Here is a 26158-nt window from a genome sequence, read left to right as displayed (position 1 = left end):
AAGCAAGGTGAATGATCATGAAATATAATTTTTTAGGCAATTCTGGTTTAAAAGTATCTGAGTTGGGATTTGGTGCTGGAACCTTTGGTGGGAAAGGACCTCTATTTTCTGCATGGGGACAAGCAGAGCAGAAAGAAGCCAATCTAATGATTACAAATTGCGTAGATGCAGGGATTAATTTCTTCGATACTGCCGATGTATATTCAGACGGCGAATCTGAAAAAATGCTTGGAATTGCATTAGCGCCATATCGGCACAATGCGATTATTTCAACTAAAGTTGCGCTTCGTACCAATGAACAAGTGAATCAAGTTGGATTCAGTCGTCACTATTTAATTCATGCAGTAGAGCAATCTTTAAAACGTTTAAATACAGACTATATCGATGTTCTACAGTTACATCAGTTTGATAGCTTTACTTCGATAGATCAACTCATAAAAACTTTAGATGAATTGGTTCGAAGTGGGAAAGTGCGTTATATCGGAGCATCTAATTTTTCAGGCTGGCAATTGATGAAAGCGCAGTCGATTGCAGATCGTTATGGTTATGAAAAAATGGTGGCACATCAAGTGTATTATTCACTCATTGGACGGGATTATGAATGGGAGTTAATGCCTTTAAATCACGATCAACAGATTGGTGCTGTTGTGTGGAGTCCTTTGGGGTGGGGACGTTTGACTGGCAAGTTTGATCGTGAGCATCCTTTACCAAAAGATAGTCGGTTACATGAAACAGCGAAGTTTGCACCACCAGTGGATGAAGAATATCTTTATCAAGTGATTGATATCTTAAAAGAGATTGCTTTAGAAACAGAATATTCAGTCCCGCAAATTGCTTTGAAATGGTTATTAACACGTCCTACTGTTTCGACTGTGCTCATAGGTGCTCGTAATCAACAACAACTTCAAGATAATCTAATTGCAAAAGATATATTGCTTACAGATTCACAGTTACAGCGCTTAAATCAAACAAGTGCTGTTTATCCGCCGTATCCTTATTACCCTTATTGGAATGGTCAATTTTCAGAGCGCTATCAAGCCATTGTTGAATCATCACTTATTCAAAACTAGTGCATTAAATTTATTAACAAAATCGTGATACCTAAATGCTGAATGTTATGGTATCACTTTGTTAATACAATAAATTTGGAGAATAAAATGAATCCAACCATTGAAACCCAAATGTTGATCCGCAATCCAGTCCAAGAAGTTTTTGAAGCTTTTATTGACCCTGAAGTTACACAACGGTTTTGGTTTAATTCTTCTACAGGAAAATTAGAGCAAGGGCAAACAGTCACATGGTCTTGGGATAAATATCAAGTCGATACACAAGTCAAAGTATTGCGTATTATTGAAAATAAATTAATTCAAATTGTATGGGGTGAACCTAGATCGACTGTCGATTTTATTTTTGAAGAAGTTAGCCCAGACAAAACGTATTTGAAAATTAGAAATTACGATATTCCACTACAAGGTGCTGAACTTATTGCTTTTATTATCGATGCTACAGGTGGTTTTACTACTGTTATTGATAATTTAAAAGCTTATTTAGAGCATGGTCTAAGATTGAATTTAATTGAAGATAAATTTCCGCCATTTGAATGATGTAAACCAGTTTGATGATTCAGCTTATTATTGATATCTAAAAATTGCCAAATAGCTTATTTCTTAGTTTGCTGTTCTTTTAAGCTTAAATAAGTTGGCAGTTTTAACTTAGCTTGGGCTTTAAGCTTCATTTTAATATAAAGCACTAAGGCGAAACAGGTCGTTGCCAAAGTAAGAAATAGTCCATTCATATAGGTCATGATTGAACTGATATAGCCAATGGTGGTTAATCGGTTCATCATTTTGACAACTTGTGGACTACTTTCAATATCAGTAATCGCCCAGCTACAGAGATGTTCGCAGTTGTTAATAATCAAATGGTAGTTATTTTCATGCATACGTAAACGCATACGACGCACGATATGGCGACCTTTATATTTAGGTGAATCATAATGACGAACTGCAATATTTTTGCCGTGCGCGAATTTTTCTAAGGATGTAAGTTCAATTGGGCGTTTCTTAAAAAGATGCGCAAAACCTGAATAATGAATAACTCGGCCTTTGCCCGCATAGATGCCATGATGGCTATAGCCAAAATGCTTAACGATAAGATGAGCACCTAAAGGGTAATGATATAAGCGTTTTTTTAGCATATTCCACTCAGTTCAAATTAAGTGTACACATGTATTTAATTGAAAGGGTCATTTCATTATAGCGAGCTGAGGAGAATATGGTAGTTTTACAATTGATAATTGCGTAAATAAATGCATCTAAAATGATAAATAATATTCATTATTATTCGCGATGCATTGTAGAATGATCAAAGTTGAATCATTAAAAGCTTGATTTAGAAATCCATGAAACTTACAAAAATGATTTTGGGTTTATCATCATTACTGGGGTTGAGTGCTTTAGCACTACACATTCAAGCCAGTACGGATTACATTCAAATTCAACAAAATCAGCGTATTATTGCAGACGCTGTTCGGATAGATCGTTTAGATCAACTGCAATTGGTGTTGAATAATCAGCAGGGTATTGCTTATAAAAAATTTAATACTGTTCAAAAAACCTTACCGAAGTGTAAATTAAGTTTTGCAATGAATGCAGGAATGTACCATGCGAATTTCTCGCCAGTGGGTTTGTATGTCGAACAATTTAAACAACGCAGTCCATTGAATTTGAGCACCAATCAATTTGGTAATTTTTTTCTACAACCGAATGGTGTTGTAGCATGGAATAAAAAACAAGCGGTGATTTTGACAACGAAACAATATGCGCAATCCAATTTTAAAGCAGAATTTGCAACACAGTCAGGGCCGATGTTATTGCTGAATGGAAAAATTAATTCGATTTTTAGCCCGAGTTCAGACTCTTTAAAAATTAGAAATGGTGTTGGAATTAAAAACAATCAGCTTTATTTTGTGATTAGTCGTGAAAAGATGAATTTTTATGACTTTGCAAATATCTTTAAAAAGCATCTTAATGTTGATCAAGCTTTGTATCTCGATGGTTCGATTTCGAGTGCGTTTATACCGCAAGCGAAACGGCATGACCAAATTTATGATTTAGGACCAATGTTTATTTTTAGTGAATCTCAAAATTGCGATGAATTAAACATTAAGCACAATAAACAATAAAATAAATCAAAATGATACAGCGTTTATAGACGCTGTATCATGGTTTGGTTTTTATTTGAAAATAGGTTATTTGCTATTTAACCATGCCTAGAATAGAAGATTGCGCTTTACAGGTTTGAATTGCTTCATCTTTAGATAAGCTTTTAATTTGTTCTTCAAATGCTTTCTTTTGTTCTTTCAACGCTGATTCTGGAATTCCGCTTTTTTTAGCGATTTCTTCCATGTGTTTCCAAGATTCTTCACACTCCTTTGGCATATTGCTACATGCAGTTAAAAGTGTTGCGATTGCAAAGACTGGAACGAAAAGTAAATGTTTCATATATCCCTCAAATTTTTATATGGGTATAAATTATGGTTAGAACAGCAATTGATTTATAACATATAAAATCAATATTTAGATGTATTTATAGGCATTTTATGGATAAAGACCATAGGCTTGTCGCTATGGTCTTTAAAGATCTTTTGTTCCTGTTTTCTAGATATTGACACAATACTTTAATATTTTACTTTGAAATTTTAAAAGCGATAACCTATTTTCAGACCATATCCAATCGCCGTATTGTCGCTATAGTCACCTTGTTGTGCTATTTCAGATGCACCGGGAATAGGAATGTAATACGTTCCATCTTGAGCGGTGACATCACCAATCCAGAAATATTTAACGCCAGCAGCAATAAAGTAATTCGATGCAGGCGCATATTGAACACCTAAACCTAATCCCCAGCCACCTTTCGTTGGATTAAGTACAGATGCAGGATTGCCAGTGCCAGAATCCCAACTCACATCTGTCGATGCACTCCAGTGATCTGTAAATTGATGACCTACACCTAGCGTAATACTGTATTGATCTTTTTTATATTCATCGAGATTAAAGCCTTTGGTGTATGTACCCTGACTCAACTCTGTTGTTACCAATTCAGTCAGTGCGCCAAACTGAGTTGGACGAATTGTGAGATCTTTCCAATTCACCCAACGTGCATTTAAATAAGCCAAAGTATCTTTATAAACACCTGTTTGAAAGTCTAAATTGACCGATTGAGGTGTGCTGATTTCAGCTTCACTCGCTTGAGTGATGATTAAAGGTTCAGAAAATATCGTTTCCTGTGCATCCATCTTATGTTTAATTTTAGAACGATAGGTAATTGCCGCTTTAAGCGCTATTTCAGGTATTTGGAATGAAGCACCTGCTAACCATCCCATTGCACTGTCTTGTTTCATATAGGCATCATAACCATTAAAAATGCTCATAGAGTTACCACGTAAGGAAACTTTACCTTTGACTGTCTGATATGCAGCACCAGCGTAAAAATTCAAATGAGCGTTGGGCTGAAAACCAAATAATGTACTTATATTTTGCGAGTTCACATCAACAGTTGTACCTTGATGGCTGATTTCATTGTCTGAAAATGTATTATTGCTTCGTAATGGGTATTCTACCTCAGCGCCATAAGGTTGATCGTAAATGAGTCCAAATGAAAGCTTTGGCGCAATTTGAAGTTTGAGTGCAGCATTATAATATTGAAATGATTGTGCCATGTCGCCAGTACCGAGATCACGGCTATCTGCATTAACTAAGTCTGGTCGATCACGAACTTGCCCTGAAATATCAGGATCAATGGTTGTCGCATTGACTTCAAAATAATTTTTTTCTTCGAGAAAGGCAAGTATGGATTGTCCTGATTGATCCATGGCTGCTGAATGGCAATATGTACTTGCGAATATACTCATCATACTGAGAAAAAGTGGTCTTATTTGCATAGATTTCTGTCCTTGAATGTATTCTTATGACTTCTCTAAAATCCTTATAAATAAAATTCAAACTTAAAATCATTGTTAAGCTATAGTTTTATTTAAGTTTTATGAGAAATGTGATTGTTGTTTTAGTGAATCATTTTTGAAACAGTTCAGAAAGGGCAAGGATGACGTATTTAAGGGGGGATTTTCGGACAAAGTTACCGTGAATATTATGAAACTTATGACCATAAAAAAGCATCCAGTAAACTGAATGCTTTTTTGAACCATCATCCATGACTATTGAATAGAAGGATGCTGTAATTGGTTGAGTTCTTTTTTACTGAAACCACGTGAAATCAGCACTTTCTTAATTCCAGTAATCACATCTTGATCTGTCGCATTGTTCAACGCAGATAAAAGTTGATCATTGGATTTACAAGAACAATCATTTTCAACACATGCAATTTGATTTTTATGTTCATTTTGCAGTGTATCTTCAGCCTTAAACAGCTTTTGCCAAAAACTCATAGAGCCTTTCATACGCAACCTAACATAGTTCGAAATATAATCTTTTTTTTCTAAAATACAAGCGTTTCATGCTTAGAGAAGAAGCAATTAAGCACTCAAATGAAGCATTATTCTAATTTTTAAGCTATGTGGTTATTCAAGATTGATAAAGTTAAATTCATATAATGAATTGATATATATGGATTTAACTTAAATAATAACAATGCAAAATCGATTTGATCCGCATTGTTACTGTTGTAATAAATTGTTTAAATCTTTTCTAGAAGAACACCTGATTCAACATGATGTGTGTATGGGAATTGATCAAACATCGCAAATTTTACGATTTTATGGGTTTGTAGTAATACTTTTAAATTGTCATGCAAAGTGTCAGGATTACATGAAATATAAAGAATACGTTCAAAGCCTTGCAATAGTTTTAGGGTATCGTCATCGATTCCTGCACGTGGTGGGTCGACAAAAACGCTGTCAAAATTGTAGCTTTGAATGTCAATTTCGGCTTCCTGCAAACGACGGAATTCACGTTCACCATTGTAGGCTTGGGTAAATTCTTCCGCAGAAAGTCGTGCAATTTGAATATTATCAATGTTGTTTTTTTCAATATTCCATTGCGCTGCATATACTGAAGATTTTGCCAATTCAGTTGCAAGTACACGATTGAATTTTAATGATAAAGGCAAAGTGAAATTACCATTACCGCAGTATAATTCAAGTAAATCTTGATCAGATTTTTCAACGCAATCACAAGCCCATTCCAACATTTTTTGACAGACTTGCGCATTGGGTTGAGTAAAGCTACTTTCAATTTGTTTATATTGAAATTTACGTCCAAACACTTCGAGTTCTTCAACCACAAATTCATCGGTTAAAATGACTTTTTGACCACGGCTACGACCAATCAATTTAATATTGAGTTTTTCAGCCAGTTGTTTGGCTAAACCTTCCCATTCTTCATTCAATGGCGCACGATAAATAAGCGAAACTAACATTTCACCTTTGAGCGTTGTTAAAAAATGAATCTCGAAAAGGCGTTTTGAAAGTACAGTATTATTCTTTAATTCTGCCAATAAAATTGGCATCAGTGTGTTAATGCTTTGATCTGCAATTGGAAATTCATCAATACGAACCACCGTTTTTTGCTGATCTGCATCACGTTCAAACATGGCGTAGAACATATCATCATCAGTGTGCCAAATACGGAATTCAGCACGCATACGAAAATGTTGCTCTGGTGAGACAAAAACTTCTAAAGATGGTGGATTGAATTCAGCAAATTGAGTTTGGATACGTTCAATTTTGGCATCAAGCTGTTGTTGATAAGATGAAGTCATAAAAATCAAGAAAACACTGGAATTAAGCAGTAGCGATGGTATCAAGAATTAGGGGTAATGGACAAATGATTCTAAGCAAGTTTAGCAATTTAAGTTTATTCAGAGATATTTAGCGATAAAGTAGCTCATGTATTTCAGTGCATAACGCTAAAATTAAAACAGGCTTGATGATTTTGATCATAAAATTGGAGAATAGCTTTCTTATTCTCCAGTTTTATTAGCGAATCAGTTCATCATTAAGCGAGTACCTAAGTGATCAATCAAAGCATTAATTCATCAACATAGATCATAAATTTTAATATTTCTTGAGCTTAGTATTTACTTAAATGTTTGACTAAATAATCAATAAAAACACGTACCGCAGGAAGTAAGCCACGCCGTGATGGATAAACCGCATGAAAAATACCGTGTGGTGCTTTCCAGTCTGGAAGTACACGAACCAATTCACCTGTTAAAGCATAATCATTGGCAATGGTGTCTGGAAGTAGGGCAATACCACAATTTTGACTGGCTAATTTTGCTAACATCATCAAATCTGAACCCATTAACACTGGATTGATTTTGATTTTTTGTTGGTTGTTATCCTGATCATGCAATACCATTTGTTGATCAAGGTGTTCATCCACCATGCTTAAAATACGATGTTCGGTTAAATCTTCAGGTTTTTTTAACATGCCATATTCATTTAAATAAGCTTGGCTTGCAAATAAATGCTGTTCAATTTTTTCGAATTTTCTAAGAACTAGACTCGGATCATCATCTAAATTGGCACGAACACGTAAAGCGATATCAAAGCCTTCATTGACAATGTCGATACGGCGATTACTGACCATGAGTTGAACTTTGATCTCAGGGTAAGTTTTTAAAAAGTCAGGTAATATTTTAGAGAGTTCATTTTGTGCAATTGAAACAGGCACGCTGACTTTAATGACGCCTCGAGGTTGCTCGCTTAAATGATCAACCAAGTCATGTGCAGATTGAGCAGCATTAATCATGACTTGTGCATGACGGTAAATGTTCATGCCAATATCGGTGACTGCGAAATGGCGTGAGCTACGTTGAATTAATCTAACACCTAATTTTTCTTCTAAATTATAAACACGACGACTCAATTTAGATTTGGGAATATCTGTTGCACGTTCGGCTGCACTAAAACCACCATGCTCAACCACTAAGCCAAAACAATAAAAATCATCCAAATCTGAGAGCATGGTTACGACATTCCATAATTGCAACAATTAAGTGTTATTAAACTTGATTGTTGCAAAAAGTCAATTTTAAATTGTGTTGATAAAACATATTTAATCCATAAATGAGCAATTTAAAATCAAGCAGTTGCTGTAAGAAGAATATATTGAACTTTCTTATATTCTTCTAATCGTAACCAATCTTTAGCGCTTGGATGAGGAATTCGAGACAAATCCATATTATCTGCAACATCTGCAAGTTTGACAACGCGAGCAATTGGATTTTTTACAGCACGATAGGCTGCTTCAATACGTGATTCGCCTTCTTTTTTAGTGAGTGCCAAAATGGCATCGACAATGTTTTGGCTGAATCCTAAAGAAATTAAATCAACAACCGTGGTATCAGTATCTTCTAAAATATCATGCAATACGGCAACGATTTGTTGATCAGGTGTTTTAACTTTAAACATCAATCTGAGTGGGTGGAAAATATAAGGTTGTTGTGCTTTATCTTTTTGACCAGAATGCTTACGTGCCGCTAAAGCAATCGCTTTTTCAATTGTTGACATAATATCCTTATCTTTTTTGATATCTATTCAAAATATAAAAATCATTAAACCACTTAAAAACACATGTTTAAAACGAGTGTCTAATTTCCCCGAACTCGTTTAAAATATAATTTTATTCTGTTCCAAACGCTATGCCATTTCAACTGATCACGCTAGAAAATTATCAAGAAAATGTTACATGCCCACATTGTCAACATGCTGTTATTGATTGGAATGAAGAACAATATATTCAGCCATGCGAGCATACATTATTTATAGCGATGGATTTGGGCTTTGAATATATTGCTGATGAATTTGAAAGCACCATGCAACGCAGTGTGGATGAGATACATGCACATGATGATCAAGGTCTCAATATTTTTAGTGAATTAACAAGTTCGGAATACCCTAACTATTTAATTTACAAAGCGAGTTTAGGCATAGAAGGATATTCTCGATATATTGGGTTTATGCAATAAATCTTTTGATTACCTAAGTTTCTCGACTAATTTTAAGCCGTAGTAGTAATAACACGTTGTTCCATTAATACTTGTTGGGCAATATAAGCAGCTTGGTCTTTTTTAGGGCGAACAACATGCCATTGCTCATGTGCATCCAATTCCCAAGCTCGAATATTGTCTTTTAAATAGCTCAATAAACCAAACTCAATGATTTGTTTTTTAAGCTTTTTATCTTCTATAGGAAAGCATGTTTCAACCCGTGAAAATAGATTACGTCCCATCCAGTCCGCGCTTGAACAATACAGTTTTTCATCACCATCGTTGTGAAAATAATAAACGCGTGTATGTTCTAAAAAACGTCCTACAATTGAGCGTACAGTAATATTTTCAGATAAATCCTGTATTTGTGGTCTTAAACAACAAATTGAACGGATAATCAGTTCAATTTTTACACCCGCTTGTGAGGCTCTATATAAAGCTGCAATCAGTCGTGGTTCGGTCAAAGCATTCACTTTTATGATGATTCGAGCAGGTCGTCCTGACTTCGCAAAAGCAGTTTCATTTTCAATTAATTGTAGTAATTGAGCATGCAAGGTAAAGGGGGCGTGAAACATCTTTTTAGACTTCGCCATACGTCCCATGCCTGTAAGCTCTTGGAAGATTTTATGTACATCTTCACAGAGATCAGGTTCAGTTGTTAATAAGCCATAATCGGTATACATTTTGGCATTGCCAGCGTGATAGTTTCCAGTGCCAAGGTGAACATAGCGTTTTAATTTTTCACCTTCACGTCGCACGATTAAAATCATTTTGGCATGTGTTTTATAGCCAACAATGCCGTAAACCACCACAGCACCTGCTTCTTGTAAAATATTGGCGACAATAATATTGGATTCTTCATCAAAACGAGCACGTAACTCAATAATCGCTGTCACTTCTTTGCCATTACGTGCTGCCTCAGCAAGCACTTGAACAATTTCCGAGTCTGGGCCACTACGGTATAAAGTTTGTTTAATTGCCAATACGTTGGGATCTTTGGCAGCTTCTTTAAGTAGATTAATAACAGGCTTAAAAGAATCAAAAGGATGGTGTAATAACACATCTTGTTTGCTTAAGACTTCGAATATTTGGTGTGGATTACGTAATGCTTTTGGAATGACAGATTGAAATGCTTTAAAGCGTAATTCTGGAATATCAAAATTTGTTATTAAGCGTGTCAAATTCACAGGTCCATCGACCTGATACAAATGTTGTGGGTCTAAATCGAATTGTTCTAGTAAATAAGAATTAATCGAGTCTGGGCAATGGTTTGCAACTTCTAAACGAACTGCTCGACCAAAACGACGTGAAGATAATTCATCTTTTAAAGCGACAGCTAAGTCGTCAACATCTGCCGCCAAGGTTAAATCAGCATTACGCGTAACACGAAATTGATAACAACCTGTTGCTGTCATTCCAGGGAATAAATCATTGATATGTTGCTGAATAATGGCTGAGAGTAAAATGTAATGTTCCTCACCATTGGTCAATTCATCAGGTAAACGGACAATACGAGGCAATGAGCGAGGTGCTGGGACAATGGCCAATTCAATCTGCCGCCCAAAAGCATCTTTACCTTCAAGTGTAACGATAAAATTCAGACTTTTATTGACCAACCGTGGAAAAGGATGTGCAGGATCAAGGCTAATCGGAGTAACTACAGGTTGAACTTGTTTAAAGAAATAGTTTTTTATCCATTCTAAATGTTTCTTTTGGATGTTGTTGTATTGAATAAATTTAACGCCATAATTTTCTAATTGGGGCAATAACACATGGTTTAAAGTGTCATATTGGTCTTGTACTGCTTGGTGAGTATTTTCTGAAATTTGTTGTAAAACAACCTCATTCGGAATGCCGTCTGGTGCGGTAGTGATGCTGTTTAAGTCAATTTGTTTCATTAAACTTGCGACACGTACTTCAAAAAATTCATCTAAGTTTCTTGAAAAAATAATTAAAAAATTCAAACGTTCTAATAATGGATGATTTTCATCTTTGGCTTGTGCCAAAACCCGTTGGTGAAATGCTAATAGTGAAATCTCACGATTAATATAGGTTGCTGAACTGTGTTGGAAACTGTTTGAAGCGGGCATGATCTGCGTCATTTGAAGCTGTCTAAAAGACCTTGTAGGGCATAGTAAGATTTCAATATGACAGAATTGTTAAATGTTTTGTAATATTGAAATCTAATTGATTTAAATGTTTCAAAAATATTAAATTTTCCTAAAACGATCAGACTCTATTGATCATTCATTTGTATATTTTGAATAAATAAGCAATTGAACAATTCAGTTAGAATTTACATTGACTATTTTTAATTTTAAGCTCGTAACTTTTATAGTCTGAAACAAGCTTCATTTTCACATAATAAGGGTTTTGTCTTTGAAACTGATTTTCAAAAATGAGGTCGCAATTCTCAATCATACCTTTGATCAATAATTCATGAATTTTTTCTTTTCCGACATTATTTGCAAATTGGTTAAAATCAGTCGATGTAATAATACCTTGTAAATCAATATGATCATGGTAAAGGTTCATTTGTTCTATTAGCGTATTCTGATCAATCTGTAGCGGTAGCACACGGGAGTCTTCTTCACTGAGTGCAATTAATACATCATCTAAGTTTTTCTGATCTTTAATTTTATAATTCTGATCGATCAAATTTTTCTGTATCAGAAAATTATCTAATTCTGTTGCATGTGTCGCCATAGAAAAGCATAAAAATAATGAGGCGCTAAGTTGAGAAATTATTTTGAAATTCATTGGAATAATACACATTGTTAAAATATGGTTTTAGTATACGGAAAGTTTTTGTAAATGACTAAAATTTCCACCGATAAGATGAATCAAAATTTAAAGTTTTTTGGGCTTTGTTACTGTTATAAAGTTGATCATTTTCAGTAATTTGAAAAATGCCTGCTCCAGATTTTATTGCAAGAAATGCAGCATAGGCAGCAGCATCAACGTGAATACGTCCAAGCCCAGTTGGTTCACAGCCTGTAGCTGCACCATAAAGTTTACCATATCGTAAAATCACATATTTTAAATGACTATTTTCAATTTGTGATTCCATATTCTCAATGCTTTGAGCATTCTTTTTAAGTATTTCATTGTCAGAATTACATGCCAATTCAGTCGTTTCATCTACCTGTGCTAGGTTCGATTCATGCGCAAAGGCAATGCTTTGAGCAATGAACTTTTCACATGCAACTGCATGAGCAGCCTTGATTAAATTCTGTGTACCAATTTCTCTAATTTTTGCATTGCGAATCCTGGCTTCAGACATCAACGCTGGATTCAAGCCAAAAGGTAAGTCGGTTAATTGGTGAATCATATATTGAGGTGAAATCGCTTTAATTTTATCTATTAACTGATTTTCATTAAAAACATCAACGATTACAGGTTGAACACCTATAGCTTCTAGGAAATTTGCTTTATTTTCAGAACGGGTAGAGCCAAAAACATTATAATTATGCTGTTTTAAAATTAAACAAAGCTTATAGCCGATAGCACCTGTTGCACCAGCAACAAAAACAATAGGTTGATTTGTAGTATTCAAAATTTTACCTATACATCACTTTTATTTATTGATTATAAATAAAGCATGTATAGGTAAATTGCAATTCATCTTATTTTAATTGTTCATTCAACAAAAACTCGACCAATGCTTTTTGTGCATGAAGACGATTTTCTGCTTCATCCCAAACCACAGCATTTTTATGATCAAGCATGTTTTCTGAAATTTCTTCACCACGATGTGCAGGTAAACAATGCATAAATAAACAATCTGGGTGCGCTAAATCCATCAATTTTTCATTGACTTGATACTGAGCGAATGCTTTTTCACGAATCTTTTGTTCTTCTTCCTGTCCCATACTTGCCCAAACGTCAGTCACGATCAAGTCAGCATTAACAGCTGCATCTTCTGCTGAATCAACCAATTCAACACAATGTGCAAATTCTGAAAGGAATTCAGGTTTAGGTTCATAACCTTTTGGAGATGCAATTTTAAGCTTAAAGCCCCACATGTGTGCAGCTTCAATATATGAATTACACATATTATTGCCATCACCAATCCAAGCTACTGTTTTGCCTTTGATTGAACCACGATGCTCAACAAAAGTTTGCACATCTGCAAGCAATTGGCAAGGGTGGTGGTCATCAGTTAAAGCATTGATCACAGGTACACTTGAATATTCTGCAAAACGTTCAACAATGTCATGCCCAAAAGTACGGATCATCACAATATCTAACATACTTGAAATGACACGTGCAGAATCTTCAATCGGCTCACCACGACCCAATTGAGTATCACGTGAAGATAGGAAAATGGCACTACCACCAAACTGATTCATACCTGCTTCAAATGATACACGAGTTCGTGTGCTCGACTTTTCAAAAATCATGCCCATCACTTTACCAACAAAAGGTTGAAAAACTTCATGTTGATGTTGTTTTCGCTTTAATTCTTGAGCACGTTCGATGATGCGATTTAATTCAGCAGTTGATAAGTCACGCAGGGTAAGAAAATGTCGTAGAGCCATGGTTACTCCACAATAATTGCTTGGTCAAAGCCAATGCTATTGACCGACAATGTATTGTTGGTGGTTGGTGAATAAAAAATCAGGAATGGACTAATATACTATAAGAAAAGGGAAATGCAAAAAAACTAGACTTTTTGATGACCTTGTAAAAAACGATCTACGCAATAACTGATGTAGTTGTATACTTCCTGATCATCTTCTTGAATATCAACATTCATTAACACACGCCATTCGATATGACGAATGATGCCAAAGTAAAACTGAGCCGCATAAATGGGCTGTTTACAATAAATTAAACCCAGTTCATCAGCCTTGGTCAGGGCAGATGCAATGGCCAATTGGATATGTTTTGGCCCTTGTTCATGAATATACAAGGCCAATTTTGGGCTTCTTTGGGTTTGTTCTAAAATTAAACGAATAAAAGCAGCATTTTCAGGAAGCAATAAATGTGTTTTAAAATTCATTAAGGTTTGAATGAGATATAAACGTAAATCATCTGTATCAAAATTAAATGGCACACAAATATCTTTAAAAAACTGCTCACGGCGATAATCACAAATTGCAGTAAATAAGCCTTCTTTATTGCCAAAATATTTATAAATTGAAGCCTTAGAACCACCAGCATGTTGCACAATATCATCTAAAGAAACAGCATCATAACCACGACTCAAAAACAATTCATTGGCACTGAGTAATAATGCAATACGGCGTTCATGACCACGTTTAGTTTGTGGTAAATCACAGCATAAGGTTCCGATTTGCGTTAAGTCGTTGTGCATAAATTTTAAAATACTAAGTGAATAAGTGGGTTGTAACGATTATAACAAAGATGTCAATAAATATCTTAAGCAATATTAAAATGAAAAAAATAACGAATTAAATCAAAAAATTAAAAAAATGAATCAAAATTCATTTTTCTTTATCCAAAGTTTTATGTACACTCAGACCATAGCCATTTTGGTGACAAATATTATGGCTATACCAGAACTCAATAGATAAGTGACCGCTGTGGAAGGGAATATGACAGAACAAACGTCTGCAGGCTTAAGATTTAGACAAGCTCTCGAAGTGGAAAAACCATTACAAATTATCGGTACAGTCAATGCTTATGCAGCAATGATGGCGAAACAAGTCGGTTACAAAGCGATTTATGTTTCAGGTGCTGGTGTTGCCAACTACTCTTACGGCTTACCAGACTTAGGCATGACCAGTCTGGATAACGTTTTAGAAGATGTCCGTCGTATTACAGAACGAGTCGACACTCCATTACTTGTTGATATCGATACAGGATGGGGCGGTGCATTCAACATTGCGCGTACTGTGAAACAAATGATTAGTGCAGGTGCTGCGGCTGTTCATATCGAAGACCAAGTAGCTCAAAAGCGTTGTGGTCATCGTCCAAATAAAGAAATCGTTTCACAACAAGAAATGGTTGATCGTATTAAAGCTGCTGTAGATGCAAAAACAGATTCTAATTTTGTGGTGATGGCTCGTACAGATGCCCTACAAAAAGAAGGATTACAAGCTGTGATCGACCGTGCATGTGCATGTGTAGAAGCGGGTGCAGATGCAATTTTTGCAGAAGCGATGACTGACATTACCATGTACAGAACCGTATGCGATGCAGTCGGTGTGCCTGTATTGGCGAATATCACAGAGTTTGGTGATACCCCTTATTACACTACAGATGAACTGGCTGAACAGGGCATCCGCATGGTGCTGTATCCACTTTCAGCAACACGTGCAATGCAAAAAGCAGCACTTGAAGTGTTCCGTTCAATCCGTGAAAACGGTACACAAGTAAATGTATTGGACACAATGCAACAACGAAAAGAACTCTACGAATTCCTTGATTATCATACTTTTGAAAATACATTAGACAAGCTGTTTACGCAGGAGAAATAAAAAATGGCTGAAGGAAAAGTACTTACAGGCGCAGGATTGCGTGGTCAAGTTGCAGGTAAAACAGCACTTTCAACCGTTGGTAAAAGCGGTGCAGGCTTAACGTATCGTGGTTATGATGTTCAAGACCTAGCTGAAAACTGTCAATTTGAAGAAGTTGCCTATTTAATTTTCTTTGGTGAATTGCCAACAGCAGAGCAGTTAACAGCTTATAAAGCAAAATTAAAATCACTTCGTCAGTTACCGCAAGCGTTGAAAGAAGTTTTAGAGCGTATTCCTGCAGATTCACATCCAATGGACGTGATGCGTACAGGTGTATCGATGCTCGGTAATTTAGAAACTGAGAAATCTTTTGATGAACAGCAAGATGTTGCAGATCGTATTCTTGCAACATTACCTGCAATTATTTGTTATTGGTATCGTTTTAGCCATGACGGCGTACGTATTGAAGAAAATACTGATGACGATTCAATCGGTGCTCAATTCTTGCATTTACTTCGTGGCGAAAAACCAAATGAATTGCATGAGCAAGTGATGAACGTTTCGTTAATCCTTTATGCAGAGCATGAATTTAACGCTTCTACATTTACAGCACGTGTATGTGCTTCAACATTGTCAGATATGCATTCATGTATTACTGGTGCGATTGGTTCACTACGTGGTCCATTACACGGTGGTGCCAATGAAGCGGCGATGGAAATGATTGAAAACTGGACGTCTCCTGAAGAAGCTGAGCGTGAAATGCTGGGTAAATTAGAGCGTAAAGAAAAATCATGGGTTTTGGTCATGCGATTTATAAAGACAATGACCCTCGTAATGGCATTATCAAAATTTGGTCTGAGCGTTTAGCAAAAGACGTTGGCGATACAGTGCTTTATCCTGTTTCTGTACGTTGCGAAGAAGTGATGTGGCGTGAGAAGAAATTATTCTGTAACGCAGACTTCTTCCATGCATCTGCTTATCACTTCATGGATATCGCAACTAAATTATTTACGCCAATTTTTGTGATGTCACGTGTGACAGGTTGGGCTGCTCATGTGATGGAACAACGTGCAGATAACCGTATCATTCGCCCAAGTGCTGAATATACAGGGCCAGAATTACGTAAAGTTGTACCGATTGAAGAGCGTTCAGCTGCTTAATTAAATTTTAAAAAGTTTGATTTTTTAGAATAGCTACAATATAAATGTATTGTAGCTATTTTTTATGCATCAAAAATAAAATAAAAATAGTGATTAATAAATAAATTTACATAATTCGAGGGAAAAATGACTAAAGATCATGAATATATTTTAGATATTGCTGCTAAGTTTTTTAAAGAAAAAGAAATTAAGAAAAAATTTCAAATTATTTAAAGTAGCAATATTACCGGTTGGGAAATTTGGTTACAAATTGAATTTGCGTATTTTTTAAATGGATTTGATGATCAACCTGAGTGGTATAGAGAGTTTAGTTATGAATATGACCGAAGAAAAGAAAAAATTAAATTGAAATTAAAACCAGATTTTCTAATTAGAAAAAAGGGTTGGAAGCTTAATGAATATATGGCTTTAGAATTTAAGCAGGATGTGAAACCAGTCAACTTTTTAAAAAAAATGTTATTAGATTTAGATAAATATTCAAAAGTCAGAAAGTCAAATGACGATATAAGAAGTGTATGGACTTTAGGAGTTTTCTACGCAGAAGATATTGGAAGTATAGAAGATAAATTTTCTAAAGTTTTAGAAGAACATGGTTGTTATACATTGGCAGATTTAACAATTGGGCAAATAGATAAAACAAATTATTGGTTTGCTTTATTGTAAAAGCCTCTTGCGAGGCTTTATTCATTTTAGTGAAGATGGATGAGATGATTCAAGAACCTTAAGATTTATTTTTTAGGCAAAAGCAAAACAGGATCTTCAACTTGATAACCTGTTTCAAAAGGAATACCTAAATATTGAATCACAATCAGCATCTTATTCTGTTTAGGGACAATAAAATTCTGGGTAATTTTTAATTTGTTATCATAATTTACAGCAATTTGATTGTTGCTTTGATGTGAATGAGTCATAACTTTATACTTGGTTTTGTACTCGGTTATTTTTTCAGAAGGATCATACCAAGAGGGAATTTGCTTTTTGCTCTGATTTAAAATGTGTATTTTTACAGTGTTTGCATTTCCCACAATCAGGGGCGTTAAACGTTTTCTAATTTGAGTTAAATCTTTTTCAAACTGGACACCATCTTGGTCATAATCAATTTTTTTAGTTTTAGGATTGAGATAAAGAGAGCGAACTTCTATTAATTTGTTAGGTGTCTTGCTGCTGAACTGATAATAATACAATTGTGGCAAACGACCTCGACCATCTTCATAATGTCTTAAAAGATAAAGTTTCTGTTCTTTGGCTTCATAACCTAATACTTCAATATGTTGCCCACCTCCTACAGTAGCATTACAGTGTAATCACATTGTAAGGATAGTACTTGCAATAAAATATTTGTGCATTTGCATAGCATCGTCATCCATTTATTCTGATGATTTATTTTGCATTGTTTCTAGAGTATTGAAAATGTGACTTATGTTTTGCAAGTGAATGAATTGTGAATTGCCAATGCTGTATCAATAAAAAAACCTAGCGACTATAAAGTGCTAGGTTTGAAATAAATTTTCCGATGAAGCATGAATTACCACATCAAATCATCTGGAATCACATAAGCTGCGTATGGATCTTCTTCATCTGTAGTTTGTTCATTTTTCTCAGAATTATTTACAATAATAAAGCCTGTCATTTTGTCATTAATACGATCTGCCAATGCTTTTGGTAAAATTGCATAACCTTCAACATCGTTAGCAACCACTAAACTGCCAGACACTAAAGCATTATAAACTTGCTGATTGATATAGATTTTTTTAATCGATCCATCAATGAATTGATAAACCGACTCACCATCTGTATCTCTGATTTTATGTTGCGAGATCATTTGAATAATGGATGCTTTCAGTGCTTTTTCATCCAATATTTTTTTCTTTTCCAAGTCCAAGGCTTGGTCTTTTGATAGTTTTTCTTGCTTATCTTGTTCAATCTTGGCTTTGATTTCAGCTTCATTACTTTGCCCAGTACGCTGTTCGTGCTGTGCTTGCTTAGACAGTTTTTTTGCTTTTTTATTATCGACTAAGCCAGCTTTCAGCAACTGAGCTTGCAATGCATTTTTAACCATAATCATAACCAACCATTAACTGTGAATTGAGCGATACCGAAAATAAATAAACCAGTACACTAAACTTAAAATAAGACTTAAACCCGCAGGAATAAGAAATGCATTCAATTGTAAATAAGGATGCAGTACACTCGCAATGATTCCACCTAGAAAAAATCCAAAAAGAATCAATAAATGTAAGGTAATACGACGCTTTTCAGCTTTCAATCCACGGAAAAAATAACCCAAAGCTAAGCCCAAATCAGTCAATACACCTGATAAATGCGTAGTACGAATAATCGTGCCTTTATAGTGGCTCACCATCGCATTTTGTATTCCCATAGCAGCACTTGCCCATAGCAATGCATATCTTGGATATTGTGGAATAAACAGCCAGCAGAGTAATATAAAGAATGCGACTAGGCTGAGCGGAATACCGTACCTTCGACCCAGTTGAAAGTGACTATTTCCTAGGATAAATCCACTATAACTTGAACCCAGTATATAACTGAATATCACCCAAAATAGATAAAATATCGTATCGCTTTGATGCAGAATAATGGCTTGTGCTAATAAACTGGTATTGCCTGTCATGTGGGAAATCGACTGGTGTAGAACAGTGATTAAGCCAAGTACATTAATCATGCCTGCATTAACTGCAAGCATGAAAGCTGCCAATTGAATCCAAATCGGTAAGCGCTGTAATGGCATAAATCCTTCTTTTTATTCATACAACTTGAATGTATTACTTTTTAGAAAGATCTACGGCTGCTGTAAATAAGACATCAGTAGAAGAGTTCAAAGCAGTTTCAGTTGAATCTTGTAAAACACTGATCACCATACCAATTGCAACTACTTGCATTGCAATTTCTGATGGAATACCAAATAACCCACATGCAACAGGAATAAGCAATAATGACCCACCTGCGACACCTGAAGCGCCACATGCGGTCACGACAGAAACAATACACAGAATAATCATGGTAACTAAGTCAACTTGAATACCCAGTGTATGTACAGCAGCTAAGGTCAGTACAGTAATCGTTACAGCAGCACCTGCCATGTTGATTGTTGCACCTAATGGAATTGCTACATTTGCCGTCGTATCTGAAACACCTAAGCGTTTTGCAAGATCAAGGTTTACAGGAATGTTTGCAGCAGAACTACGTGTGAAGAATGCAGTAATACCGCTTTCTCTTAAACATTTTAAAACCAATGGATATGGGTTTTTACGCATCACCACAGCAACGATGAGCGGATTAATCACCAATGCCACAAAAATCATAGTCCCAACAAGAACAGCAATCAATTGTGCATAGTTTTTCAGTGTTTCTAAGCCTGCTTGTGCAAAAGTCGCAACAACCAAACCAAAAATACCGACTGGCGCAAAAGCAATCACAATACGAATAATTGAATCAATTGCACCTGCAACATCAATAATCATTTGTTTGGTTGTGTCAGAAGCATGACGAAGCGCTGCACCTAAACCTACCGCCCAAGCAAGAATACCAATAAAATTGGCTTGATCTAATGCAGAGATCGGATTGGCAATAAAACTCAGTAAAAGATTTTTTAAAACTTCTGCGACACTACCAGGTGGCTGTAAAGTTGCATCCGATGCATGAGTAAAGATCAAAGTGCTTGGAAATACTGTACTTGCAATCATAGCGCTCAATGCTGCCAAGAGCATTCCGACCGCGTACAATCCAAGAATAGGTTTGAGGTTTCCAGCACCTTCACCGACCTTAAAGTTTGCAATTGATGCTGTAACCAATACAAATACGAGAATAGGCGCTACAGACTTCAGTGCCTTAATAAATAATTCGCCTAAAATATTAAAATATTCAGCAGAACTTGGAAAAAGGTAGGCCACTAAAAAGCCCAAAATAATAGCAATTAGAATACGTGTAACTAAACTTAAACGTGCTAGGGCAGCGAACATATGCGAACCTTAAATGCCTAAACTGGCCTAAAATCAATAAACAAGCTGACTATTCTATACCTAAACAGGATCACATAAAAAATACAATTTTTAGATAAAAAGTAAGATATTAAAAAATATACAAGTTTTTCCAAAAATAAGTGTAAAAAATGCTTTTAAATCAATCCATTTAACATTGTTAGATATGATAAAAACTTTGTGCGTCCAGTTTATGCATAGCTTGATAATGCGTTAAAAAAAACTGACCGCTCAGTTCCTTGACCAAATTTGATTGCTTTAGTCGATCCATCACAGGGCCTTTCACCTCAGATAAATGTAATTGGATTTTCAGTTTATCCAATTCACGATTAATTTCTTCTAAGGTTTCTAAAGCACTCAAATCAATATTACTAATACTTGAACAATTGATCACGACATGGTGCAAATCTGGATTTTTACTCACCTCAGAAATCACGAATTCTTTGAGCGTATTGGCATTTAAAAAGGTTAAATTTTCATCAATACGAATAGATACAATATTGGCGCTGGTCAATACATCATGACGTGAAATATTTCTAAAATGTTGTGTGCCTTCAACTAAACCGATCACGGCAATATGTGGTCGACTAATTCTCCACAACAACAATATAAATGTAGAAACAATACCAATAATCAAACCTGTCGAAATATCAATACACAACACACCGAAAAAGGTCACCCACATGGCAATACCATCTGCCTTTGAATAACGCCATGTTTCAATAAAAGGTTTAAAATCGACCAATTTCCAAATAGAGACCATAATTGTTACAGCGAGAATCGCCAACGGTAATTCTTTGAACACGCCTGTAAAATACAGACTGACAATGACAATAAAAATTGAAGATAAAACACCTGCCATTGGCGTTTTAGCACCTGCATCAGCATTGACCACAGTTCGAGATAAACTACCTGTTACAGGAAATGAAGCACTGATCCCTGCACTGATATTTGCTACGCCTAATGCAATCAGCTCTTGATTACTATTTAATTCACTTCGTTGTTGAAACGCTGTAGCCTGAGCAATAGAAATGGATTCAACAAAGCTCACCATAGTGATCATCGCAGCGCCCGGTAACAGTTGAATGACTAAATCCCAACTCCAAAAGGGCATGCTTAATGGTGGAAATCCTGAGGGAATTTCTCCTACCGTTTTAATACCTAATTGATCGATATGAAAAAATTGTACTAAACCAATCGAAATAAAGACCAGTAGTAAAGGTAGAGCTTTAATCCAAAACTGAATCACATTTGTAAATGATTTGAAAATCTGAGTGTTAAGTAATTTCGGTATATAAATTAGAAATAAAATTGAGCCAATACCGAAAACAAGTGTTGCTGTGCTGGTCAACGGTAAGTATTGCCATGCGCTTTGAATAAATTCAATAATATCGCCCGATCTTAATGGTACATCGAGTATAAATTTAACCTGACTCAGTGCAATTAGCACTGCCGAAGCGATGATAAAGCTTTTAATGACAGGATGACTGATCAGGCGAATTAAAAATCCAAACCTGAAAATACCCAATAAAGTCGAAAGTATACCCACCAATAAAGCCAACAAGCATGCCGCTTGAATATAAACAGGGGAACCCACTTCATATAAAGGTTCAAGCGTGGCAAAGGTCATCATGGAAATAAGTGCAACTGGACCAATTGACAATGTCGGACTTCCGCCGATCAATGCGTAGACAATCATCGGTAAGATACTGGCATACAGTCCCGTAACAGGCGGTAAGCCCGCTACCATTGCATAAGCCATGCCTTGTGGAACAAGCATTGCAATGACAATAAGTGCTGCGAGTAAATCAGCTCTGAATTTGGCTCCATTGTAATCTTGAAGCCATAGCCATGCTGGGAGAATTTTACTGAGTTGAATCTTGGGAATGGGCATTACGCTTTCATTATCATATTTTCATATATATTATGCATAAAAAATGCTAAGAAAAATAGGGCTGATCAGGCCTGTAATGATCATCTTGTTTTAAATTATTTTAATTATTGTTTGAATTATTAAAGTTAAATCAGACTATGCTTTGGGGCAATAAAGATCATATAAAGTTTTTAACACAACAACTAATTTCTCATCCTTAATAGAATAATAAATTTGTTTGCCATCACGTCTAGTTGAAACAACGTCACCTTTACGCAACATCATTAATTGTTGAGAAAGTGTTGGTTGATTAATTTGGGTTTTCTCTTCAATTTGAGAAACGTTTAGTTCTTCATGAGCCAGATGACACAAAATAAGTAAACGATCTGCATTGGCTAAGGATTTTAAAATCGTCACTACAGATGATGCAGATTCCCGCATTACATCAATTTCAAGACCATTAGACATATTTAAGCTTTCCATACTGTTTAGGTTAGTATAACTGCTACATAATATATCGCATGGATTTTATATTTTCTTTGTTTGTTTTTTACGCAGACATGATTCAAAAACTATAGATGCTACAAAATAGACAAAAATATGGATTATGGTAAGATGAACTAAACATCTTATAAGTTAGATGCTGGAGTAGAATATGAACACTTCAACAACGATGACAGTGATGAAAACAACATTGCGTGAAGAAGCAACCATTCCTAAATTGGCGATTCAGTCTTTTTCTGATGCATTTGAATATGCGATTCAATCTGAACATCCAGTGGTTTATGCTCAAAACTTTAAACTAATCGCAGTGCAAGCTGGCAAAGAAGTTATTCTAAAAGATTTATCAAAAGCTTATGTTGTTCCGCAGCTTAAACGTAGTGTATTAAAACGTAAAAATAAACAAGAGGTGATGGCATAAGCTTCTATGCGTCAACCACGAATTAGAATGTTTGCAGGGCCAAATGGTTCTGGTAAAAGCACCATTAAAGATTATTTAGCGCCCCATCAAATTGGGGCATATTTAAATGCAGATGAATTAGAAAAAGAACTAAAACAAACACTTGTTTTAAAGTTAGACCATTATCATAAAAGTTTAGATGCAGATGCATTGATTCAATTTTTAAAGATCAAAAAACGTAAGCAAGCTAGTGAATTTGTTCCATTATTATTAGAAAATCCACAAATTTCAAATGATGGCTCAATCCATTTTCAACAACAAGAAATAGATTCTTATTTGTGCGCTAGAATTATCGACTTTATTCGCATGGAATTTCTCAGGCTAAAAATTAGTTTTACCTTTGAAACGGTCATGTCGCATAGTAGTAAAGTCGAATTTTTGAGAGAAGCACAGAAGCAAGGATTTAAAACCTATTTATATTATGTTGCAACAGTAGACCCAGAAATTAATATTGGTCGCGTACATTATCGTGTTCATGCAGGTGGTCATCCTGTTCCTGAACAAAAAATCCGTGAACGTTATTATCGTAGTTTAGATTTGCTCATGGCTGCGATTGAAGCTTCAGATCGTGCCTATATTTTTGACAATTCTAGTCATGGTGAAAAAGCAGCATTTATTGCAGAAATAGAAAAAGCTGAAGTTTTAAAGCTTAATCCTGCCGTAGAATATTTTCCTAAATGGTTTGTAGATAAGGTACTAGATGAGTTCAGTTAGTATCTTTGATAAATTTGATAAAAATAAAAACTGTTTGTAGCATAAATTAGATTGATTAGTTATTGAAAATATATATTATAAAAACATATATTGTTTGAATTTAAAATCATGCCTGCTTTTATATCGGATATCATGTTGGCTTTACTAGGCGGAATCCTCCTTGGGTTGTCTGTTGTAGGCTATTTATTTTGTAATGGCCGCATCGCAGGGGTGAGTGGCTTAATCGCGCAAGTATTCAATCCAAAAAGCATATTCAAAACACCTGCAATATGGTTTTTATCAGGTTTATTGCTTACGCCATTCCTTTACGGGTTCATCTTCAAACCTCAAATTACATTGGTAACGTCAAGTCCAATGATTTTAATTCTTGCAGGATTATTGGTTGGGTTTGGTACAAGTCTAGGTTCAGGCTGTACCAGTGGGCATGGGATTTGTGGTATCAGTCGTTTGTCAAAACGTTCTATCGTAGCAACAAGTATTTTTATGTTGTCTGGATTTATAACGGTTTATGTCATTCGTCACGTGATTGGCGTTGAACTATGAAAAATATTTTGGCTTTTATTTTTGGTGGATTATTTGCATTCGGTTTAATGCTTTCAGGTATGTCTAATCCTGCCAAAGTGATTGGTTTTTTAGACGTATTTGGAGATTGGGATCCAAGTTTAGCCTTTGTGATGATTGGTGCGATCGCTGTAGCATTTTTTCCATTTCAAAAAGCTATGCGTAAACCTGTGACCATTTTTAATGAAGTCATTGAGCTACCGCAAAAGACACAATTAGATCGGAACTTGGTTTCAGGTGCATTTATTTTTGGTATAGGCTGGGGAATCGCAGGGATTTGTCCTGCACCTGCCTTGACACTGATTGGTTTGGGCTATGCACAAGCACTGTATTTTATTGTCGCCATGTTACTTGGTATATTGATTCAGCGTCAGGTCGCAGGAGCATAAGCAATGATTCGTCCATTGGTGCAAGATTTTTTTGATGAATCGAGCCATACCTTTAGTTATGTGGTTAGCGATCCTCAGACCCAGTGTTGTGCAATTATCGATAGTGTTTTGGATTATGATGCAGCGTCAGCAACGACATCGACCCATCATGCAGATCAAATCATTGATTACATTCAAAAACAGCATTTAACAGTACAATGGATTCTTGAAACGCATGTTCATGCCGACCATTTAACGGCGTCACAATATTTAAAAGAGCAGTTAGGTGGACAAATTGCAATGAGTGAAAAAATTGCTATCGTTCAAGATACTTTCTCTCATATTTATAATATTGATATTAAAGCATTAAATTCTCATCAAGCATTTGATTATCTATTTAAAGATCAAGAAGTTTTTAGAATAGGGGCGTTAGAGGCATATAACATTCCGACACCAGGTCATACACCTGCATGTTTGAGTTATGTGATTGGTGATGCGATATTTGTTGGAGATACCTTGTTTATGCCAGATTATGGAACAGCTCGATGTGATTTTCCTAAAGGAAGTGCATCTCAACTTTATGATTCTGTGCAACAAATATTTAAATTACCTGAAAATATGCGAATGTATTTGTGCCATGACTATTTACCTCAATTGGCCAACTCTAGGCAAAACTATATGTGTCAAACAGATATAAAAACACAGCGTATGCAAAATATTCATATCCATATAGGTGTTCATAAACAAGCGTTTATTACAATGCGTGAACAACGTGATGCAACCTTATCAATGCCTAAACTGATTTTAGTCGCCATTCAAATTAATATGGCAGGTGGAAAGTTTCCAGTGCCAGAAGCAAATGGGATGGGTTATTTGAAATTGCCTTTCAACTATTTTAAATAATTGTTTTTTAAATATATTTAATTGAAATAGTTAGGCTTAAAAGTTAATGGTTCGTTGAATTGAATTTTCTCCAACAAAATTGCTTAAATTTAAGCATCGGCAATTTTCGTCAATCCATCAAAAACATAAAAAAACGCTTGTAAAGTCGGTGAACAGAGAGTATTGTAAATTTAATACAGATTT

Annotated in this window: 28 protein-coding genes and 2 pseudogenes; 12 read left to right on the top strand and 18 right to left on the bottom strand. The window is 35.4% G+C overall.

From position 1 onward, the window contains the following. The first annotated feature begins 17 nt into the window (after positions 1-17). Together GGG_RS0102110 and GGG_RS0102105 are read left to right on the top strand one after the other, a co-directional pair. A complete protein-coding gene (locus GGG_RS0102110; protein ID WP_010111681.1) occupies positions 18-1070 on the top strand; it encodes an aldo/keto reductase in 1053 nt (350 codons plus the stop codon). An 87-nt stretch (positions 1071-1157) separates the two neighbouring features. Next, complete coding sequence (locus tag GGG_RS0102105; protein ID WP_010111679.1) at positions 1158-1604, top strand: SRPBCC domain-containing protein; 447 nt, start codon at positions 1158-1160, stop codon at positions 1602-1604. Between the two features lie 56 nt (positions 1605-1660). Here GGG_RS0102105 and GGG_RS0102100 read toward each other — a convergent pair whose 3' ends face one another. Beyond that, positions 1661-2197 (bottom strand): lecithin retinol acyltransferase family protein, encoded by a 537-nt coding sequence (locus GGG_RS0102100; RefSeq protein ID WP_010111676.1) that lies wholly within the window; start codon positions 2195-2197, stop codon positions 1661-1663. A 219-nt stretch (positions 2198-2416) separates the two neighbouring features. On the opposite strand from GGG_RS0102100, the gene GGG_RS0102095 reads away from it, so the two are divergent. Then, entirely contained in the window at positions 2417-3184 is a 768-nt protein-coding gene (locus GGG_RS0102095) for a phosphodiester glycosidase family protein (protein ID WP_227500477.1), read from the top strand. A gap of 73 nt (positions 3185-3257) precedes the next feature. On the opposite strand, the gene GGG_RS0102090 is transcribed toward GGG_RS0102095, so the two are convergent. The 6 genes from GGG_RS0102090 to GGG_RS0102065 all read right to left on the bottom strand — a co-directional run bounded on the left by GGG_RS0102090 (position 3258) and on the right by GGG_RS0102065 (position 8533). Beyond that, positions 3258-3503: a hypothetical protein gene (locus GGG_RS0102090; protein WP_010111672.1), complete on the bottom strand. Its 246-nt coding sequence runs from the start codon at positions 3501-3503 to the stop codon at positions 3258-3260. A 197-nt stretch (positions 3504-3700) separates the two neighbouring features. Further along, complete coding sequence (locus GGG_RS0102085) at positions 3701-4942, bottom strand: OmpP1/FadL family transporter (protein WP_010111670.1); 1242 nt, start codon at positions 4940-4942, stop codon at positions 3701-3703. 273 nt (positions 4943-5215) lie between these two features. After that, a complete protein-coding gene (locus tag GGG_RS0102080) occupies positions 5216-5446 on the bottom strand; it encodes a hypothetical protein (protein ID WP_010111669.1) in 231 nt (76 codons plus the stop codon). Positions 5447-5694: 248 nt separating this feature from the next. Continuing rightward, a complete protein-coding gene (gene trmA, locus GGG_RS0102075) occupies positions 5695-6777 on the bottom strand; it encodes a tRNA (uridine(54)-C5)-methyltransferase TrmA (RefSeq protein WP_010111668.1) in 1083 nt (360 codons plus the stop codon). Positions 6778-7088: 311 nt separating this feature from the next. Further along, a complete protein-coding gene (locus tag GGG_RS0102070) occupies positions 7089-7988 on the bottom strand; it encodes a LysR family transcriptional regulator (protein WP_010111667.1) in 900 nt (299 codons plus the stop codon). Positions 7989-8104: 116 nt separating this feature from the next. Next, complete coding sequence (locus tag GGG_RS0102065; RefSeq protein WP_010111666.1) at positions 8105-8533, bottom strand: hypothetical protein; 429 nt, start codon at positions 8531-8533, stop codon at positions 8105-8107. Between the two features lie 131 nt (positions 8534-8664). On the opposite strand from GGG_RS0102065, the gene GGG_RS0102060 reads away from it, so the two are divergent. Next, positions 8665-8991, top strand: a complete 327-nt coding sequence (locus tag GGG_RS0102060) for a hypothetical protein (protein WP_010111665.1) — start codon at positions 8665-8667, stop codon at positions 8989-8991. A gap of 32 nt (positions 8992-9023) precedes the next feature. Here the strand turns inward: GGG_RS0102060 and ppk1 are convergent, their stop codons facing one another. From ppk1 to GGG_RS0102035, 5 genes are all read right to left on the bottom strand, one after another. Then, positions 9024-11114, bottom strand: a complete 2091-nt coding sequence (gene ppk1, locus GGG_RS0102055; RefSeq protein ID WP_010111663.1) for a polyphosphate kinase 1 — start codon at positions 11112-11114, stop codon at positions 9024-9026. A 187-nt stretch (positions 11115-11301) separates the two neighbouring features. Next, on the bottom strand, positions 11302-11718 hold the full coding sequence (locus GGG_RS0102050) for a hypothetical protein (protein WP_010111660.1): 417 nt from the start codon (positions 11716-11718) through the stop codon (positions 11302-11304). A gap of 112 nt (positions 11719-11830) precedes the next feature. After that, on the bottom strand, positions 11831-12568 hold the full coding sequence (locus GGG_RS0102045; protein WP_010111658.1) for an NAD(P)-dependent oxidoreductase: 738 nt from the start codon (positions 12566-12568) through the stop codon (positions 11831-11833). 70 nt (positions 12569-12638) lie between these two features. Continuing rightward, positions 12639-13553 carry an ornithine carbamoyltransferase gene (gene argF / locus GGG_RS0102040; protein ID WP_010111656.1) on the bottom strand — a complete coding sequence of 305 codons (915 nt, stop codon included), beginning with the start codon at positions 13551-13553 and terminating at the stop codon, positions 12639-12641. A 125-nt stretch (positions 13554-13678) separates the two neighbouring features. After that, on the bottom strand, positions 13679-14332 hold the full coding sequence (locus GGG_RS0102035; RefSeq protein WP_010111655.1) for a TetR/AcrR family transcriptional regulator: 654 nt from the start codon (positions 14330-14332) through the stop codon (positions 13679-13681). Between the two features lie 241 nt (positions 14333-14573). On the opposite strand from GGG_RS0102035, the gene prpB reads away from it, so the two are divergent. The 3 genes and pseudogenes from prpB to GGG_RS20400 all read left to right on the top strand — a co-directional run bounded on the left by prpB (position 14574) and on the right by GGG_RS20400 (position 17260). Beyond that, complete coding sequence (gene prpB, locus GGG_RS0102030) at positions 14574-15458, top strand: methylisocitrate lyase (RefSeq protein ID WP_010111653.1); 885 nt, start codon at positions 14574-14576, stop codon at positions 15456-15458. 3 nt (positions 15459-15461) lie between these two features. Next, a pseudogene (prpC, locus tag GGG_RS19410) lies at positions 15462-16597 on the top strand (2-methylcitrate synthase). A gap of 345 nt (positions 16598-16942) precedes the next feature. Beyond that, on the top strand, positions 16943-17260 hold the full coding sequence (locus GGG_RS20400) for a hypothetical protein (RefSeq protein WP_010111650.1): 318 nt from the start codon (positions 16943-16945) through the stop codon (positions 17258-17260). A gap of 65 nt (positions 17261-17325) precedes the next feature. Here the strand turns inward: GGG_RS20400 and GGG_RS19400 are convergent. The 6 genes and pseudogenes from GGG_RS19400 to GGG_RS0101990 all read right to left on the bottom strand — a co-directional run bounded on the left by GGG_RS19400 (position 17326) and on the right by GGG_RS0101990 (position 22936). Further along, a pseudogene (locus GGG_RS19400) lies at positions 17326-17949 on the bottom strand (hypothetical protein). 173 nt (positions 17950-18122) lie between these two features. Next, entirely contained in the window at positions 18123-18656 is a 534-nt protein-coding gene (locus GGG_RS0102010) for a DUF2058 domain-containing protein (protein WP_010111645.1), read from the bottom strand. A gap of 15 nt (positions 18657-18671) precedes the next feature. Then, complete coding sequence (locus tag GGG_RS0102005) at positions 18672-19346, bottom strand: YoaK family protein (RefSeq protein WP_010111644.1); 675 nt, start codon at positions 19344-19346, stop codon at positions 18672-18674. Between the two features lie 34 nt (positions 19347-19380). Further along, complete coding sequence (gene sstT / locus GGG_RS0102000; protein WP_010111643.1) at positions 19381-20577, bottom strand: serine/threonine transporter SstT; 1197 nt, start codon at positions 20575-20577, stop codon at positions 19381-19383. Between the two features lie 178 nt (positions 20578-20755). Then, positions 20756-22489 (bottom strand): SulP family inorganic anion transporter, encoded by a 1734-nt coding sequence (locus GGG_RS0101995; protein WP_010111642.1) that lies wholly within the window; start codon positions 22487-22489, stop codon positions 20756-20758. Positions 22490-22624: 135 nt separating this feature from the next. After that, positions 22625-22936 carry a helix-turn-helix transcriptional regulator gene (locus tag GGG_RS0101990; RefSeq protein ID WP_010111641.1) on the bottom strand — a complete coding sequence of 104 codons (312 nt, stop codon included), beginning with the start codon at positions 22934-22936 and terminating at the stop codon, positions 22625-22627. 187 nt (positions 22937-23123) lie between these two features. Here GGG_RS0101990 and GGG_RS0101985 point away from each other — a divergent pair, with 187 nt between their 5' ends. From GGG_RS0101985 to GGG_RS0101965, 5 genes are all read left to right on the top strand, one after another. Further along, the gene (locus GGG_RS0101985) at positions 23124-23390 is read left to right on the top strand and encodes a hypothetical protein (protein ID WP_010111640.1); all 267 of its coding nucleotides are present in this window, start codon (positions 23124-23126) and stop codon (positions 23388-23390) included. A 6-nt stretch (positions 23391-23396) separates the two neighbouring features. After that, positions 23397-24143, top strand: coding sequence for a hypothetical protein (locus GGG_RS0101980; RefSeq protein ID WP_010111638.1), 747 nt, complete (start codon positions 23397-23399; stop codon positions 24141-24143). 120 nt (positions 24144-24263) lie between these two features. Continuing rightward, positions 24264-24686 (top strand): YeeE/YedE family protein, encoded by a 423-nt coding sequence (locus tag GGG_RS0101975; RefSeq protein ID WP_029574402.1) that lies wholly within the window; start codon positions 24264-24266, stop codon positions 24684-24686. Next, a complete protein-coding gene (locus GGG_RS0101970; protein ID WP_010111636.1) occupies positions 24683-25093 on the top strand; it encodes a DUF6691 family protein in 411 nt (136 codons plus the stop codon). Before GGG_RS0101975 ends, GGG_RS0101970 begins: the two co-directional genes overlap by 4 nt. A 3-nt stretch (positions 25094-25096) precedes the next feature. Further along, complete coding sequence (locus GGG_RS0101965) at positions 25097-25975, top strand: MBL fold metallo-hydrolase (protein WP_010111635.1); 879 nt, start codon at positions 25097-25099, stop codon at positions 25973-25975. The last annotated feature ends 183 nt before the right edge of the window (positions 25976-26158 follow it).

It is taken from the genome of Acinetobacter sp. P8-3-8 (assembly GCF_000214135.1).
Classification (GTDB): domain Bacteria; phylum Pseudomonadota; class Gammaproteobacteria; order Pseudomonadales; family Moraxellaceae; genus Acinetobacter.
This window is presented reverse-complemented; position numbering and strand designations above follow the sequence as displayed.

Coding starts and splice junctions, on each gene's coding strand:
- GGG_RS0101965 (WP_010111635.1), top strand. CDS start 25,097: ATGATTCGTCCATTGGTGCAAGATTTTTTTGATGAATCGAGCCATACC.
- prpB (WP_010111653.1), top strand. CDS start 14,574: ATGACAGAACAAACGTCTGCAGGCTTAAGATTTAGACAAGCTCTCGAA.
- GGG_RS0102100 (WP_010111676.1), bottom strand. CDS start 2,197: ATGCTAAAAAAACGCTTATATCATTACCCTTTAGGTGCTCATCTTATC.
- GGG_RS0101995 (WP_010111642.1), bottom strand. CDS start 22,489: ATGCCCATTCCCAAGATTCAACTCAGTAAAATTCTCCCAGCATGGCTA.
- GGG_RS0102105 (WP_010111679.1), top strand. CDS start 1,158: ATGAATCCAACCATTGAAACCCAAATGTTGATCCGCAATCCAGTCCAA.
- sstT (WP_010111643.1), bottom strand. CDS start 20,577: ATGTTCGCTGCCCTAGCACGTTTAAGTTTAGTTACACGTATTCTAATT.
- GGG_RS0102035 (WP_010111655.1), bottom strand. CDS start 14,332: ATGCACAACGACTTAACGCAAATCGGAACCTTATGCTGTGATTTACCA.
- GGG_RS0102005 (WP_010111644.1), bottom strand. CDS start 19,346: ATGCCATTACAGCGCTTACCGATTTGGATTCAATTGGCAGCTTTCATG.
- GGG_RS0101990 (WP_010111641.1), bottom strand. CDS start 22,936: ATGTCTAATGGTCTTGAAATTGATGTAATGCGGGAATCTGCATCATCT.
- GGG_RS0102095 (WP_227500477.1), top strand. CDS start 2,417: ATGATTTTGGGTTTATCATCATTACTGGGGTTGAGTGCTTTAGCACTA.
- GGG_RS0101980 (WP_010111638.1), top strand. CDS start 23,397: ATGCGTCAACCACGAATTAGAATGTTTGCAGGGCCAAATGGTTCTGGT.
- GGG_RS0102090 (WP_010111672.1), bottom strand. CDS start 3,503: ATGAAACATTTACTTTTCGTTCCAGTCTTTGCAATCGCAACACTTTTA.
- GGG_RS0102080 (WP_010111669.1), bottom strand. CDS start 5,446: ATGAGTTTTTGGCAAAAGCTGTTTAAGGCTGAAGATACACTGCAAAAT.
- GGG_RS0102085 (WP_010111670.1), bottom strand. CDS start 4,942: ATGCAAATAAGACCACTTTTTCTCAGTATGATGAGTATATTCGCAAGT.
- GGG_RS0102065 (WP_010111666.1), bottom strand. CDS start 8,533: ATGTCAACAATTGAAAAAGCGATTGCTTTAGCGGCACGTAAGCATTCT.
- GGG_RS0102010 (WP_010111645.1), bottom strand. CDS start 18,656: ATGGTTAAAAATGCATTGCAAGCTCAGTTGCTGAAAGCTGGCTTAGTC.
- ppk1 (WP_010111663.1), bottom strand. CDS start 11,114: ATGACGCAGATCATGCCCGCTTCAAACAGTTTCCAACACAGTTCAGCA.
- argF (WP_010111656.1), bottom strand. CDS start 13,553: ATGGCTCTACGACATTTTCTTACCCTGCGTGACTTATCAACTGCTGAA.
- GGG_RS0102060 (WP_010111665.1), top strand. CDS start 8,665: ATGCCATTTCAACTGATCACGCTAGAAAATTATCAAGAAAATGTTACA.
- GGG_RS0102110 (WP_010111681.1), top strand. CDS start 18: ATGAAATATAATTTTTTAGGCAATTCTGGTTTAAAAGTATCTGAGTTG.
- GGG_RS0102050 (WP_010111660.1), bottom strand. CDS start 11,718: ATGGCGACACATGCAACAGAATTAGATAATTTTCTGATACAGAAAAAT.
- trmA (WP_010111668.1), bottom strand. CDS start 6,777: ATGACTTCATCTTATCAACAACAGCTTGATGCCAAAATTGAACGTATC.
- GGG_RS0101970 (WP_010111636.1), top strand. CDS start 24,683: ATGAAAAATATTTTGGCTTTTATTTTTGGTGGATTATTTGCATTCGGT.
- GGG_RS0102070 (WP_010111667.1), bottom strand. CDS start 7,988: ATGCTCTCAGATTTGGATGATTTTTATTGTTTTGGCTTAGTGGTTGAG.
- GGG_RS0101985 (WP_010111640.1), top strand. CDS start 23,124: ATGAACACTTCAACAACGATGACAGTGATGAAAACAACATTGCGTGAA.